Origin of the sequence: Pseudoteredinibacter isoporae, assembly GCF_011602085.1 — a bacterium.
Lineage (GTDB): Bacteria > Pseudomonadota > Gammaproteobacteria > Pseudomonadales > Cellvibrionaceae > Pseudoteredinibacter > Pseudoteredinibacter isoporae.
This window is the reverse complement of the sequence record NZ_JAAONY010000003.1, coordinates 566350-582184: the sequence shown is the minus strand read 5'-3', so window position 1 is coordinate 582184 and position 15835 is coordinate 566350. Positions and strand designations below refer to the sequence as shown.

Annotated in this window: 7 protein-coding genes and 1 tRNA gene; 5 read left to right on the top strand and 3 right to left on the bottom strand. The window is 51.5% G+C overall.

The features are described 5' to 3' along the window. Positions 1-14 precede the first annotated feature (14 nt). From G8768_RS18845 to G8768_RS18835, 3 genes are all read left to right on the top strand, one after another. Positions 15-8714 carry a VCBS domain-containing protein gene (locus G8768_RS18845; RefSeq protein WP_341801035.1) on the top strand — a complete coding sequence of 2900 codons (8700 nt, stop codon included), beginning with the start codon at positions 15-17 and terminating at the stop codon, positions 8712-8714. A gap of 246 nt (positions 8715-8960) precedes the next feature. Beyond that, positions 8961-9881 carry a tRNA 2-thiocytidine(32) synthetase TtcA gene (ttcA, locus tag G8768_RS18840; protein WP_166847635.1) on the top strand — a complete coding sequence of 307 codons (921 nt, stop codon included), beginning with the start codon at positions 8961-8963 and terminating at the stop codon, positions 9879-9881. 110 nt (positions 9882-9991) lie between these two features. Beyond that, positions 9992-10402 carry a hypothetical protein gene (locus G8768_RS18835; RefSeq protein ID WP_166847638.1) on the top strand — a complete coding sequence of 137 codons (411 nt, stop codon included), beginning with the start codon at positions 9992-9994 and terminating at the stop codon, positions 10400-10402. A gap of 38 nt (positions 10403-10440) precedes the next feature. On the opposite strand, the gene G8768_RS18830 is transcribed toward G8768_RS18835, so the two are convergent. Then, complete coding sequence (locus G8768_RS18830) at positions 10441-10926, bottom strand: Lrp/AsnC ligand binding domain-containing protein (RefSeq protein ID WP_166847641.1); 486 nt, start codon at positions 10924-10926, stop codon at positions 10441-10443. A 164-nt stretch (positions 10927-11090) separates the two neighbouring features. Here G8768_RS18830 and ald point away from each other — a divergent pair, with 164 nt between their 5' ends. Beyond that, positions 11091-12203 (top strand): alanine dehydrogenase, encoded by a 1113-nt coding sequence (gene ald, locus G8768_RS18825; protein WP_166847643.1) that lies wholly within the window; start codon positions 11091-11093, stop codon positions 12201-12203. A gap of 254 nt (positions 12204-12457) precedes the next feature. Next, the gene (locus tag G8768_RS18820) at positions 12458-14893 is read left to right on the top strand and encodes a putative bifunctional diguanylate cyclase/phosphodiesterase (RefSeq protein WP_208020264.1); all 2436 of its coding nucleotides are present in this window, start codon (positions 12458-12460) and stop codon (positions 14891-14893) included. A gap of 67 nt (positions 14894-14960) precedes the next feature. Here G8768_RS18820 and G8768_RS18815 read toward each other — a convergent pair whose 3' ends face one another. Then, on the bottom strand, positions 14961-15692 hold the full coding sequence (locus tag G8768_RS18815; protein ID WP_166847649.1) for a 16S rRNA (uracil(1498)-N(3))-methyltransferase: 732 nt from the start codon (positions 15690-15692) through the stop codon (positions 14961-14963). A 45-nt stretch (positions 15693-15737) separates the two neighbouring features. Further along, positions 15738-15812, bottom strand: a tRNA-Arg gene (locus G8768_RS18810). Positions 15813-15835 lie beyond the last annotated feature (23 nt).

Genomic DNA, 15835 nt, shown 5'->3' with positions numbered 1-15835 from the left:
TGGGTTCGCTCACGATTCAAGCCGATGGTTCTTACACCTACACCCCAGGTGCAGGCGCGGCAGCATTGGCTGAAGGTGCCACCGCTACCGATACCTTCAGCTACACCTTAAAAGATAACGACGGCAGTTTCTCAACAACGACTGTGACTATTACGGTAACCGGCACGACTGATGGTGTACCAACGGTTACGATTACCGACAACAACGCCGGTGCAACCGGTGACGAAAGTGTCCAAGAAGACGCGGCCTTAACGGGCAATACCTTCACCATTAACACACCTGATGGTTTAGGTTCATTGAGCATTGCTGGCCAAACGATTACGGCTGCGGCATTAAACAACGCTTCAACCACAAATATTGCCGTTAACACTACACAAGGCCTGTTGACGATTACCGACTACAACTCGGCAACGGGTGTGGTGACGTACAACTACGATCCAGCGGGTACCTCGCAAGATCACAGTGGCGCAGAGATTGTTCATAACTTTGCTATTGTTGTCACCGACAGTGACGGCACGACGGCCAACGACAGTCTCGATATTTTAATCACCGACACCGCTCCGGTTGCCAACGCGGATACGGATTCAACGGACGCCGACACCAACGCAAGCGGAAATGTGAGAACCGATGTTGGCGGTGCCGATGTGGATGGCGCGGACGCGGCTGAAATCACCGGCGTAGTAGCGGGTACACAAATCGGTGATATCTCTGGTGGTGTTAATACCCCAATTGCTGGCACGCTTGGCTCATTAACCGTTCAAGCCGATGGTTCTTACACCTATACCCCAGGTGCGGGTGCGGCAGCACTGGCCGAAGGTGCCACGGCGACGGATACCTTTAGCTACACCTTAAAAGATAACGACGGCAGTTTCTCAACAACGACTGTGACTATTACGGTTACGGGAACGACTGATGGCGCGCCGACGGTTACCATCACTGACAACAACGCCGGTGCAACGGGTGACGAAAGTGTTGTCGAGGATGGAGCGCTTTCTGGCAATACCTTTACGATCACAGCACCGGACGGTTTGGGTTCATTGAGCATTGCTGGTCAAACGATTACAGCTGCGGCATTAAATAACGCTTCAACCACGAACATTGCCGTCAACACGTCACAAGGCCTGTTGACGATTACCGATTACAACTCGGCAACGGGCGTAGTCACCTACAATTACGATCCAGCGGGTACCGCCAAAGACCATACCAGCGGTGAAGTGGTCGATAACATTGCAGTGGTTGTTACGGATAGCGATGGAACAACCGCGAATGGTACGTTAGATATTTTAATCACCGACACTGCGCCGGTTGCTAACGCGGATACGGATTCAACGGACGCCGACAGCAACGCAACGGGCAATGTGAGAACCGATGTGGGCGGAGCTGATGTGGATGGCGCCGACGCGGCTGAAATTACGGGCGTAGTCGCTGGCACACAAACCGGTGATATCTCCGGGGGTGTGAACACCCCAATTGCTGGCACGCTTGGCTCATTAACCATCCAAGCCGATGGTTCTTATACCTACACCCCAGGTGCGGGTGCCGCAGCATTGGCTGAAGGCGCCACCGCGACCGATACATTCAGTTATACGCTTAAAGATGACGACGGCAGTTTCTCAACCACAACGGTAACGATTACTGTCACGGGAACAACCGATGGTTTACCAACCGTCACCATTACCGACAACAACGCCGGTGCCACCGGTGATGAAAGTGTTCAAGAAGACGCGGCCTTAACGGGTAATACCTTCACCATTAATACGCCGGATGGTTTGGGTTCCATCAGTGTGGCGGGCCAATCAATTACGGCAGCCGCTTTAAACAACGCTTCTACAAGCAGCATTGCCGTCAACACATCACAAGGCCTGTTGACGATTACCGATTACAACTCGACAACGGGTGTGGTCACCTACAATTACGATCCAGCCGGTACCGCCAAAGATCACACCAGCGGTGAGGTGGTCGATAACATTGCAGTGGTTGTCACCGACAGCGATGGCACGACGGCCAGCGACAGTCTCGATATTTTAATCACCGATACCGCACCGGTTGCCAATGCGGATACTGATGCTACCGATGCGGACAGCAACGCAACGGGTAATGTGAGAACGGATGTTGGCGGTGCTGATGTGGATGGTGCGGACGCCGCTGAAATTACTGGTGTGGTTGCGGGCACGCAGACTGGCGATATCTCCGGAGGTGTAAACACAGCGATTGCCGGTACCTTAGGTTCGCTCACGATTCAAACTGATGGTTCTTATACCTACACTCCAGGTGCAGGCGCCGCAGCATTGGCCGAAGGTGCAACGGCGACCGATACCTTCAGTTACACCTTAAAAGATGACGACGGCAGTTTCTCAACGACCACCGTGACCATTACTGTCACGGGTACTACGGACGGTGCACCCACCGTTACGATTACTGATAACAATGCGGGCGCCACTGGCGACGAAAGTGTTGTTGAGGATGGAACGCTTTCTGGCAATACATTCACGATCACTGCACCGGACGGTTTGGGTTCGATCAGTGTGGCGGGCCAATCAATTACGGCAGCCGCTTTAAACAACGCTTCAACCACAAATATTGCCATCAACACATCACAAGGTCTGTTGACGATTACCGACTACAACTCGGCTACGGGTGTAGTTACCTACAATTACGATCCAACCGGTACCGCGAAAGATCACACCAGCGGTGAAGTGATCGATAACATTGCAGTGGTTGTTACGGACAGTGACGGCACGACGGCCAGTGATAGTCTCGATATTTTAATCACCGATACCGCACCGGTTGCCAACGCCGATACGGATGCCACCAACGCCGACACCAACGCAACGGGTAATGTGAGAACGGATGTTGGCGGAGCTGATATCGACGGCGCCGATGCCGCTGAGATTACTGGCGTTGTTGCGGGCACGCAGACTGGCGATATCTCTGGTGGTGTTAACACCGCGATTGCCGGTACCTTAGGTTCACTCACCATTCAAGCGGACGGTTCTTACACCTACACCCCTGGTGCAGGCGCTGCAGCACTGGCCGAAGGTGCCACGGCGACGGATACCTTTAGCTACACCTTAAAAGATAACGACGGCAGTTTCTCAACAACGACTGTGACTATTACGGTTACGGGAACGACTGATGGCGCACCGACGGTTACGATTACCGACAACAACGCCGGTGCAACCGGTGACGAAAGTGTTCAAGAAGATGCGACCTTAACGGGCAACACGTTTACGATCAGTGCGCCGGACGGTTTGGGTTCGATCAGTGTTGCCGGCCAAACGATTACGGCTGCCGCTCTTAACAATGCCTCAACCACAAACATCACGGTCAGTAATGGTAACGGCGTTTTAACCATCACTGATTACAACTCGGCAACGGGCGTGGTGACGTATAACTACGATCCGGCGGGTACCTCGCAAGATCACAGCGGTGCCGAAGTTGTTCACAACTTTGCTATTGTTGTCACCGACAGTGACGGCACGACGGCCAACGACAGTCTCGATATTTTAATCACCGACACCGCTCCAGTTGCCAACGCGGATACCGATTCCACCGATGCAGACAGCAACGCAACGGGTAATGTGAGAACGGATGTTGGCGGTGCCGATGTGGATGGCGCCGACGCGGCTGAAATTAGCGGTGTTGCGGCAGGCACACAAACGGGCGATATCTCCGGCGGTGTAAACACAGCCATTGCTGGTACCTTGGGTTCGCTCACGATTCAAGCCGATGGTTCTTATACCTACACCCCAGGTGCGGGCGCCGCAGCATTGGCTGAAGGCGCCACCGCTACCGATACGTTCAGCTATACGCTTAAAGATGACGACGGCAGTTTCTCAACCACAACGGTAACGATTACTGTCACGGGAACAACCGATGGTTTACCAACCGTCACCATTACCGACAACAACGCCGGTGCCACCGGTGATGAAAGTGTCCAAGAAGACGCGACCTTAACGGGCAACACGTTTACGATTACGGCACCGGATGGTTTGGGTTCACTGAGCATTGCAGGGCAAAGTATTACCGCTGCGGCACTCAACAATGCGTCAACCACGAACATCACGGTCAGTAATGGTAACGGCGTTTTAACCATCACTAACTATGACGCAGGTACCGGTGTTGTTACCTACAACTACGATCCGGCGGGTACCTCGCAAGATCACAGCGGTGCCGAAGTTGTTCACAACTTTGCTATTGTTGTCACCGACAGTGACGGCACGACGGCCAACGACAGTCTCGATATTTTAATCACCGACACCGCTCCGGTTGCCAACGCGGATACCGATTCCACCGATGCAGACAGCAACGCAACGGGTAATGTGAGAACGGATGTTGGCGGTGCCGATGTGGATGGCGCCGACGCGGCTGAAATTAGCGGTGTTGCGGCAGGCACACAAACGGGCGATATCTCCGGCGGTGTAAACACAGCCATTGCTGGTACCTTGGGTTCGCTCACGATTCAAGCCGATGGTTCTTATACCTACACTCCAGGTGCGGGCGCCGCAGCATTGGCTGAAGGCGCCACCGCTACCGATACGTTCAGCTATACGCTTAAAGATGACGACGGCAGTTTCTCAACCACAACGGTAACGATTACTGTCACGGGAACAACCGATGGTTTGCCAACCGTCACCATTACCGACAACAACGCCGGTGCCACCGGTGATGAAAGTGTTCAAGAAGACGCGACCTTAACGGGCAGCACGTTTACGATCACAGCACCGGACGGTTTGGGTTCCATCAGTGTTGCAGGGCAAAACATTACTGCCGCTGCATTGAATAACGCTTCAACTACAAACATTGCCGTCAACACGGCACAAGGTTTGTTGACGATTACGGACTACAACTCGGCAACGGGCGTAGTTACCTACAATTATGATCCAGCCGGTACGGCAAAAGATCACACCAGCGGTGAAGTGGTCGATAACATTGCAGTGGTTGTCACCGACAGCGATGGCACGACGGCCAGCGACAGTCTTGATATTTTAATCACCGACACCGCGCCGGTTTCTAACGCCGATACCGATTCCACTGATGCGGACAGCAACGCAACGGGTAATGTTCGTACCGACGCTGGCGGTGCTGATGTCGATGGCGCCGATGCCGCTGAAATTAGCGGTGTTGTTGCGGGCACGCAGACTGGCGATATCTCTGGTGGTGTTAATACTCCAATCGCTGGCACTTTAGGTTCGCTCACGATTCAAGCCGATGGTTCTTACACCTACACCCCAGGTGCGGGTGCGGCAGCACTGGCCGAAGGTGCCACGGCGACGGATACCTTCAGTTACACCCTCAAAGATAACGACGGCAGTTTCTCAACCACAACGGTAACGATTACCGTCACGGGAACAACCGATGGTGCACCCACCGTTACGATTACTGATAACAATGCCGGTGCCACTGGCGATGAAAGTGTTCAAGAAGACGCGACCTTAACGGGTAATACCTTTACGATCAGTGCGCCGGATGGTTTGGGTTCGATCAGTGTTGCCGGCCAAACGATTACGGCTGCCGCTCTTAACAATGCCTCAACCACAAACATCACGGTCAGTAATGGTAACGGCGCTTTAACCATCACTGATTACAACTCGGCAACGGGCGTGGTGACGTATAACTACGATCCGGCGGGTACCTCGCAAGATCACAGCGGTGCCGAAGTTGTTCACAACTTTGCTATTGTTGTCACCGACAGTGACGGCACGACGGCCAACGACAGTCTCGATATTTTAATCACCGACACCGCTCCGGTTGCCAACGCGGATACCGATTCCACCGATGCAGACAGCAACGCAACGGGTAATGTGAGAACGGATGTTGGCGGTGCTGATGTGGATGGTGCCGACGCGGCTGAAATTAGCGGTGTTGCGGCAGGCACACAAACGGGCGATATCTCCGGCGGTGTAAACACAGCCATTGCTGGTACCTTGGGTTCGCTCACGATTCAAGCCGATGGTTCTTATACCTACACCCCAGGTGCGGGCGCCGCAGCATTGGCTGAAGGCGCCACCGCTACCGATACGTTCAGCTATACGCTTAAAGATGACGACGGCAGTTTCTCAACCACAACGGTATCGATTACTGTCACGGGAACAACCGATGGTTTACCAACCGTCACTATTACCGACAACAACGCCGGTGCAACGGGTGATGAAAGTGTTGCTGAAGATGAAACCGCGACAGGAAATACGTTTACGATCACAGCACCGGACGGTTTAGGCTCATTGAGCATTGCTGGTCAAACAATTACTGCGGCAGCACTCAATAATGCGTCAACCACGAACATCACCGTAAATACCCCTGAAGGGGTGATGACAATTACTGGTTATAACTCTTCGACCGGTGTGGTCACCTACAACTATGATCCAAGTGGTACCGCTAAAGATCATAGCGGTGGTGAAATTGTCGATAGCTTGGCGGTTGTCGTAACCGATAGTGATGGAACCACAGCCAACGGCACTTTGGATATTTTAATCACCGATACCGCACCGGTTGCTAACGCCGATACGGATTCTACGGATGCGGACAGCAATGCTACGGGTAATGTTCGTACCGACGCCGGCGGTGCCGATGTGGATGGTGCTGATGCTGCAAGTATCACCGGCGTAGTTGCGGGCACACAGACGGGCGATATTTCCGGAGGTGTGGGAACCGCTATCGCGGGCAGCTTGGGTTCGTTAACACTCCAGGCTGATGGCTCTTACACCTACACCCCGGGCGCAGCTGCAGCTGCACTGGCCTTGGGGGCAAGCGCTACGGATACTTTCAGCTATACCTTGAAAGATGCGGACGGCAGTTTCTCAACAACAACCGTCACCATTACCGTAACTGGCACCAATCAGGGGCCGCAAGCGGTTGCGAGTTCCAAGTCGGGTAACGAAGATGTTGCGATACCGTTAGGCAGTTCCGACTTTGGTTTTTCTGATATCGATACGGGCGATCAATTGACCTCAGTGCGGATTGATTCATTGCCTGCTGATGGCACCTTGATGTTAAACGGCGTGGCGGTAACCGCCGGTCAGGTGATTACCGTTGCGGAATTAAATAACACAACGGCGCCAAATACGGGGCTTCAGTTTGTACCCGATCAACATGAGTCGGGTTCCGATGCTTATGGTGGAAGTGGAACTGGCGATCAGCAAGCGGACTATGCATCGTTTACCTTCAGCGTAAATGATGGCAATGCCTGGAGTTCAACACCAGCAAGCTTTACGCTCGATGTCACACCGGATGCCGATCCCGCATTGATCGACACATCTCTGGTGAACTACAACAATGGCAATAACCAGCATATCGACTTGGTTGAAATTCCAAGCTCCGACCGTTTCACTCGTGAGGTATACAACAACGCAGCGACCGGTCCTCAGGCGGGGAATCAGCTGGAAAATATCAGCGCGGGATTAAGCGGAACCGTCAGCACACCAACGCAACCTTATAATGCCTCGGGCAACAATGGTGCAACCAACATTGGTGCGCGACAGCTGCAAAAAGTAACGTCTTTAATTTATCTTGAGGAAGGGCAAACTGTTTCCTTCTCGGGGTATATGGATGATGCAGCTAAGATCGAACTCGGCGGCAATGTCTTGTTCCATACCAGCGGCAATACCTGGGGATCTTACAGTACAGCAACGGCTCAAACCGTTTCCCAAGGTGCGGGATCTTATACGGCAGCGGGTACTTACACGGTTCCAGCGACGGGCTATTACACCTTGGAAACCTACGTCTATAACCATTCGGGGCCGGGCGACTTTTCCATTCGAATTCATCTTGATGGTGGTGGACCGCAAGCTTTGAGCAGCAGCAACGTTGTTGTGTTCAGGGATGTCGATACGTTGGAAGCAACCGGTGCTCAGTACTCTGAGTTTGTGCCTGGTCCAACAGCGGGTAACTCAAACCATAACAGTAATGTCGGCGGTTATTATCCGATTGAACTGAACAAGGGTGGCGAGGGTGCGAAGATCAAACTTTCGGGCATTTCAGTTCAGTTGCAGGATACCGATGGATCAGAATCGATCGCCTCCATTACACTGGGTAATATTCCTGATGGATGGGAAGTGTATGACGGGAATACCTTGTTGTTCACCGCCGGCGGCGGAAACAACAGTGTTGATATTACCAGTGCGGATCTGAATAACCTGTTTGTACGAAGCACGAATAACGCTGCGAATGGTTCAACGGTAGACTATGATTTGCAGGTCACAGCGGTTGTAAATGAAACTGCTAATGGTTCTGTAGTGGATTCAGAAAGCAGCACCGGAACACTGACCGTTTCAATCTTTGATACGCAAAATGTATCTGCCTCGCCGCTAAGAAAAGCACCGGAGCAGTCGCAACAAGATACCATTGATGATGCTCAGGAAAGCTCTCAGAGCACGCCGAAGAAGAAATCTACCGTAGGGGGCTTGTTGGCTGAGCAAGACGATCTGCTGTTTAACGAACCGACGGATGTTGATTCAAAGGCTGAGTTTAATTTCGCCTCAAGCGATGGAGCTTCCTACGCCGTTGAACTGCAGGATGTTCTGGCTCTCGATAAGATCGAGCAAAATCTGGATGTCTTGCTACCAAAAGCTCTGGAGGCAGAATCGATGGAACCGAAGTCTCTGGCTGCGGGCTCTCCAGGCGCTAACGAAAGCCCTGAGATTCTGGTCTGGAATGATGCCATGGCTGAGCTGCCGGATATCAAATCTGAAAGTGATTTGGTGGATCTTATCTGAATCCTATCAAGCGGGTGATTGGGGATGGCCTAATTACCCGCTTGATACAGCCGGGTGTCTGCCCCGGTTTGCTTCATTCTTCATATCTCCCCTCCTTGACAGGAGCTGGGCATACGGTCTTTGCTGTGCTCTGAAATCACACTCAAACGAGGTTGGCAGGGCATGGCGCCGCTAGGGCAAACACCGTACAATGCCGCCTTTTTCGCCAACAGGCAGGGCGACAACTCGAAACACTATGAGTAGAGCATGAGTACAGCACAAAACGATGGGCGTCAGGCCCGGGTAGAATTCAATAAACTGCAGAAGCGTCTGCGCCGCAATGTGGGTAATGCCATCATTGACTTCAATATGATTGAAGAAGGCGACAAGATTATGGTGTGCTTGTCGGGCGGTAAAGATTCCTACGCAATGTTGGACATTCTGATGAACCTCCAGCGTACCGCTCCAGTGAACTTTGAGCTGATTGCCGTGAATATGGATCAGAAGCAGCCGGGTTTCCCGGAAGAGGTTCTGCCCAACTATCTGGAACAGCTTGGGGTGCCGTACCACATTATTGAAAAAGATACCTATAGCGTGGTCAAAGAGGTTATTCCTGAGGGGAAAACCACCTGCAGCCTCTGTTCCCGTTTGCGTCGAGGCACCTTATATGGATTTGCGGAAGAGATTGGCGCGACCAAAATTGCATTGGGTCATCACAAGGACGATATTGTCGAAACCCTGTTTTTGAATATGTTCTACGGCGGCCGCCTGAAGGCCATGCCGCCAAAGCTGTTAGCCGATGATAAGCGCAACATCATTATTCGTCCGTTGGCTTACTGCCGTGAAAGTGATATTGCGACCTATGCGGAATACCGTGAATTTCCGATCATTCCCTGTAATCTCTGTGGGTCCCAGGAAAATCTCCAGCGTCAGGCTATCAAGCACATGCTGCAAGATTGGGATCAGAAACAGCCAGGTAGAACGGATACCATTTTCGCGGCCATACAGCGTGTTTCGCCCAGCCAGCTGGCGGATAGAGATCTGTTTGACTTTGTGTCACTTGAGCTGGATCGCACTGGAGAGCCTCGAGCAGAACGAGACGATAGTGATCTATTCGGCACACGGATTGAAGAATCTGATAAGAAAGACCCAGGTGTTCAGATCATGGAAATAATGCCTTCTTCTTAATTTTACCCAGCGGCAAGTATTATGTGATGCGCTTCACAATGATTGTGTTAGCTTAGGCCCAATTTCCCGACATCGGGCATTGGAGCCATCAAGCTAACTCATCTGAAGCCATGAATGCGAAAGAATTTGAATACGCTGTAATCTTCCATAATACCTGTCCTCAGAATCGTGAATCTGAATTGGTTTTAGAGCGTATTCGCATGCGCTTTGGCCTTAATGGTGAGAATTTATCCATATTGGCACAGGGCGCGCCGGTTATCGTTAAGCGACACGCTGATTTGGTGGTTGCAAAAAACCTTCAGAAATTACTTGCTTGCCTGGGGGCGGTATCCTGGATTCAAAAGGTTCGCAGGGGCACGGAATACCGTGATCGGCGGGCTCAGAAACGCCGCCAGATTCCCGATCGCCGCACCGCCTATCGCCACACTTTGTCCATTCCTGAGCGTCGTTTTGGCGGTGGTCGCCGTCGCACCGACATTGGCATCACCGGCCGGGAATATTGGCGCGGCTTGGTCGTATAAGCGCTGTTTACCGCGTCGGCCTGGTGCTTGTAACGGTCCTAGCGGTTGTAGTGCACGGGAATCTCCAGAGTTTCCTTTACCTGTTCCATCACCACATAACTTGTGCATTCCTGAACGCCCGGCAGGGTTAGCAGGGTTTCTCCATAAAACTTTCTGTAGGCATTCATATCAGCCACTCGGGCTTTGATCAGGTAGTCGAAATTGCCTGAAACCAGATAACACTCTTGAACCTCGGGCAGGGCGGCGGCTGCGGACCTGAATTCTTCAAAGATATCCTGTGCGGAGCGCAGCAGGCGGATTTGCACAAAGACCACCAGGGCGGCGTCCAGATACTCAGGGTTAATAATCGCGCTGTAACCCTGGATCACATTGTCTTTTTCAAGCTTCTTAACCCGTTCCATACAGGGTGTGGCGCTTAGGCCAACTTGCCGGGACAATTCGGCATAGGTACAGCGCCCGTTTCTTTGCAATACACGCAAAATATTACGGTCAATCGTGTTGAGTTCTCGACTTCGTTTGGTCATATCAACCTCGGCGTCATTTTATAGTTGAATTCGCTGACTATAACCCAAAAACAGATGAAAACACTAATTTTACGGATTTAGAATAGCGGCATCCTCTATTGAGGCCGAGCTGACTAGGTCTGTTTCCCCTCGAGCAGACCACTAAATAATTTTGGAGAAGCGATATGTTGATCGGTGTACCTAAAGAGATTAAAAACCACGAGTACCGCGTAGGTCTGACACCAGCCTCTGTTAAAGAGCTGATAAACAACGGCCACGACGTAATTATTGAAACCGAAGCCGGCAGCGCGATCGGTTTCGACAATGAGCAGTACATTGCTGCCGGTGCTTCCATTTTGGATACCGCCGAAGAAGTCTTTGCCAAAGCGGAAATGATCGTGAAGGTAAAAGAGCCTCAGCCAAACGAGTGTGAGATGCTGCGCCCAGACCAGATTTTGTACACTTATCTACATTTGGCTCCAGACCCACGTCAAACCGAGCTGCTGGTTAAGTCCGGCGCTATCTGTGTGGCCTATGAAACCGTAACGGCTCCAGACGGCACCTTGCCTCTGCTGGCCCCAATGAGTGAAGTTGCTGGTCGTATGTCTGTTCAGGCTGGCGCCCACCACCTGGAAAAAGCCCAGGGCGGTCGTGGTGTTCTGTTGGGTGGTGTACCGGGTGTTGCTCCAGCTAAAGTTCTGGTTATTGGTGGTGGTGTTGTTGGTGATAACGCCGCAGCAATGGCTGTTGGTATGGGTGCTGATGTAACCATTATGGATCGTTCACTGCCGCGTTTGCGCCAGCTGGATACCGAGTATGAAGGCCATGTGAAGTGTGTTTACTCTACCGGTTCTGCTATTGAAGAATATGCGCTGGAAGCTGATTTGGTGATCGGTGCGGTATTGATTCCAGGCGCAGCTGCACCGAAACTGCTGACCCGTGACATTATCAGCCGCATGAAGACGGGTTCAGTGGTTGTTGACGTTGCGATTGATCAGGGTGGTTGCTTCGAAACTTCTAAAGCGACTACCCATCAAGAACCCACTTACGTTGTTGATGGTGTGGTTCACTACTGTGTTGCCAACATGCCGGGTGGTGTTGCTCGTACCTCAACAATGGCACTGAACAATGCGACTCTGCCATACGCTTTGGAGATTGCCAATCGTGGTGTGAAAGAAGCACTGGAACGTGATCCTGGCTTGATGGCTGGCTTGAACGTATGTCGCGGTAAAGTGACTTACAAAGCCGTCGCTGACGTTTTGGGCTACGACTATGTAGAACCAAGCGCCGCTTTATAAGCAAGTCGTCGCAAAGCTTTGAAAAAACCGCCATTTTGGGCGGTTTTTTTCGTTCTGGGATGTTCTTTTTATAAAAAGGGCGTTATGTTCTGTGGTCGCCAGTCGACATAGTTAGTAAGGAATAGCTTTACTCCCTTTGTTGTGCGACAGCGCCTATAATTACAATCGACAGCGGACAAGCAAGTAGCTGGTAACTTAGTACTATATTTTGCAGGGTTTTTGTGCCATTTTTTTTCTCCAGTATCTCATTTCGAATGATGCGCATCAGCGTACTGTTAGCGATGGTCCTAGGCCTGCTAACAGCGATGCTGCAATTCTATTTGGATTACAAAGAAGAAGCGGAAGGGCTTGATGATCTGGTTGAGCGCATCATGGAAGCGTCTCGCCCGCCCACGGCCAAAGCCATTCACACTCTGGATCACGAACTTGCCACGGAAGTGGTCAACGGCATACTGAGTTACGACTTTGTTCAACGTGTTGTGATTCGCGATGAAATGGGAATGATCCTGGCTCAGGGGGAGCGTCCGCCCCGTCAAAGTAATACCCGCTGGTTGACGGCTCAAATTGCAGAGCCAAGCAAAAATTATGAAAAGCTGATTCGTTTCCCCGTTTTTGACAAGCAAAGCCATGGCAAAATGGAGCTGAGTGTCGATGTTGATTTGGCACTGGCTGGTTTCTATCGCCGTTCCGGTTTGGTGGCCGGCGCCGGCTTTTTACGCAACTTGGTTTTGATTCTTTTACTGTTCAGCGTTTTCTATCAGATTCTCGCAAAACCTTTGGCGAAACTGGCCCGGGAAATTAAATCCATCAATCCGGATCACCCCGGGGAAAAACGCCTTACGCCCATCAAATTCAGTGGTGAACATGAACTCGCCCAAGTGATTGACAGCTCCAATAGTTTATTGGATGCGGTGGACTTGTCACTGGCCAAGCGCAGGGCGGTGGAACTGGCGCTGCGCAAAAGTGAAGAACACGTCCGTCAGATTATCGACAGCTTGCCCGTGCTGGTAGGCGCCCGCAATCGCGAAGGTGTTTATATTTTTGCCAACCATGCTCTGGCGAAATTTCTTGGCAGCACTGTGGAAGACATGCAGGGGCGCAGCGTCCACGATTTTTCCGAATACTACTTGTCTGATGTGTCTCGTGTGCAGGCTTTGGATTTGAAGGTGATCGAGTCTGGCAATGGGCTGGAAGTGATCGAAGAAATTTACGTAATCAATGGTCGGCAGAGACACTATTTGCAAACCCATATCATGCCGCTGGATTTCTACGACGAGGTAGTTTCTCTAGCGGTGTCGACCGATGTGACCGAACAACGCCGGGCTCAGGCCAAGATGGAGCATATGGCCTATCATGATTCGCTAACCAATCTGCCGAACCGCTTGCATCTGGTTGAACGCCTTGAACATGAATTGCGCCGAGCCCAGCGTCATCATTATTTTGGTGCGGTACTGTTTATCGATCTGGATCAGTTTAAGAATATTAATGATTCTCTTGGACATCCGGTGGGCGATGCTGTACTCAAAGAGATGGCCGCTCGTCTGTTGGATTCCGTACGCCAGGAAGATCTGGTTGCCCGCCAGGGCGGCGATGAATTCGTTGTAATTCTGACTGTGCTCGACACGGATTCTGGCACCGCGGCGATCAAGGCTGGAGAGGTGGCCGAGAAAATTCGCCAGCAGCTTTCTGCACCGTTTTACTATGGTGATATGGAATTGCGTGTCACCTGCAGTGTGGGTGTAGTGGTGTATCCGGACTTTAAATCTTCGGTACATGAGTTGCTGAGTTTTGCCGATACCGCTATGTATCAAGTGAAAGACAAGGGCCGTGATGCGGTCGAGTTCTTTAATGAAGATATGGCCGACCAGGTCAGCCGCCAGCTGACTATGGAAGGGGATCTGCATCGTGCGATTGAAACCCAGCAGTTTGAATTGTATTTCCAGCCCAAGGTGGATACGGAAACCAATCGCATCGTTGGTGCTGAAGCTTTGATTCGCTGGCATCACCCCAGTGATGGCATGGTTTCGCCTGCGGTATTTATTCCGGTACTGGAAACCTCAGGGCAGATTATCGATGTCGGTAACTGGGTTATCGAACAGGCCTGCGTGAAATTGCGTGATTGGTTTGATCGAGGATTGTGGGATAAGGATATGATCCTCAGTGTGAATATCAGCCCGCGCCAATTCCGTCATCAGGGTTTTGTGGATGATGTTTGCCAGATTCTGGAAGATGTACAAATCCCTCGCGGTGTTTTAAGTATGGAAATCACTGAAGGGGTGGTGATCCAGGGTGTTGAAGAAACCATCAGTACAATGAAGTCCTTATCGGTATTGGGGGTAAGCTTTTCCCTTGACGATTTTGGAACCGGTTATTCCTCAATCAGCTATTTGAAACGTTTGCCGGTTGCGACGCTGAAAATTGATCAGAGCTTTGTGAGAGACATTCCAGAAGATCGCAGTGACCGGGTGCTGGTTGAAACCATTGTCGCCATGGCCCGTTTGTTGGGTTTGAATGTGGTTGCGGAAGGCGTAGAGACACGTGAACAATTGGATTTGTTGCGTCAGTACGGTTGTCACCAGTATCAGGGTTTTTACATCAGTCCTCCGGTGCCGGAAGCGGAGTTTCTCAAGCTTTTGAGCGAAAGCCAAAATCGGGTTGAAGATGAAGAAATGAATCTGGGATCTTCCTGAGTATCTGCTTCTGAATCCTTGTACCGAGCTCTTATTCTCTCCCTGTTATTCTCTCGACTTTCTACGGCTAACTGAGCTTGGCCAGTAAAACCGGCACTGCGGTTTCTACTCGCAAGATCCGGGGCCCCAAAGACAAAGGCTGCATGCCCGCATCCTGCAACTTTTCTACCTCATATTCGGTAAAACCGCCTTCAGGGCCAATAGCAAGATAACATTCTTCTTGTTGGCATTGAGCGGTATCGGCATCCGGACTGGGGTGAGCGACAAAAGCCTTTTTGCCATCAACCAGGCCCGGCAGAATGTCTTCTGCAAAAGGGCGAAAACGCTGATGTTTATGAATGTGTGGCAGAACAGTGTCTACGCCTTGTTCAAGGCCCAATAATAGCTGTTCGTGCAGCTCTTCATCATTTAGCTGAGGCGATTGCCAATAGCTTTTTTCCACCTTATTGCTGTGAATCAGGTGGATGTCCTTTACCCCCAAGCTGGTGGCGGTCTGCAGAACACGCTTGAGCATCAGGGGGCGTGGCAGCGCGAGTACCAGTGTAATCGGATTGGGCTTGGGAGGGGCCAGGGTCAAGCAGACTTCAATGTGGGTACTGCTTTCATCCTGTGCGCTGATAGTTGCTCGGCCCATATTTCCGTTGATGAGGCCCACTTGCAGCTCGCGGCCCGGACCCAGTTTCTGAATATTGACGATATGCTCATGCTGGCGGCCGGTCAAAGAGGCCAACAGCACGTCACCCGACGCATCGCTTGAACGGGAGACAATGTCAGTATCTTGAATCAGAGCGAGGTTCATAGTGCTGCTTAAACTGGGGAGATAAGTTGGCTTAGGGGCCTAATTTGGCGCCCCCGGCTGGAATCGAACCAACAACTAAGTCTTAGGAGGACCCTATTATATCCATTTAACTACGGGGGCAACGGGGCGCTATTCTAACAACT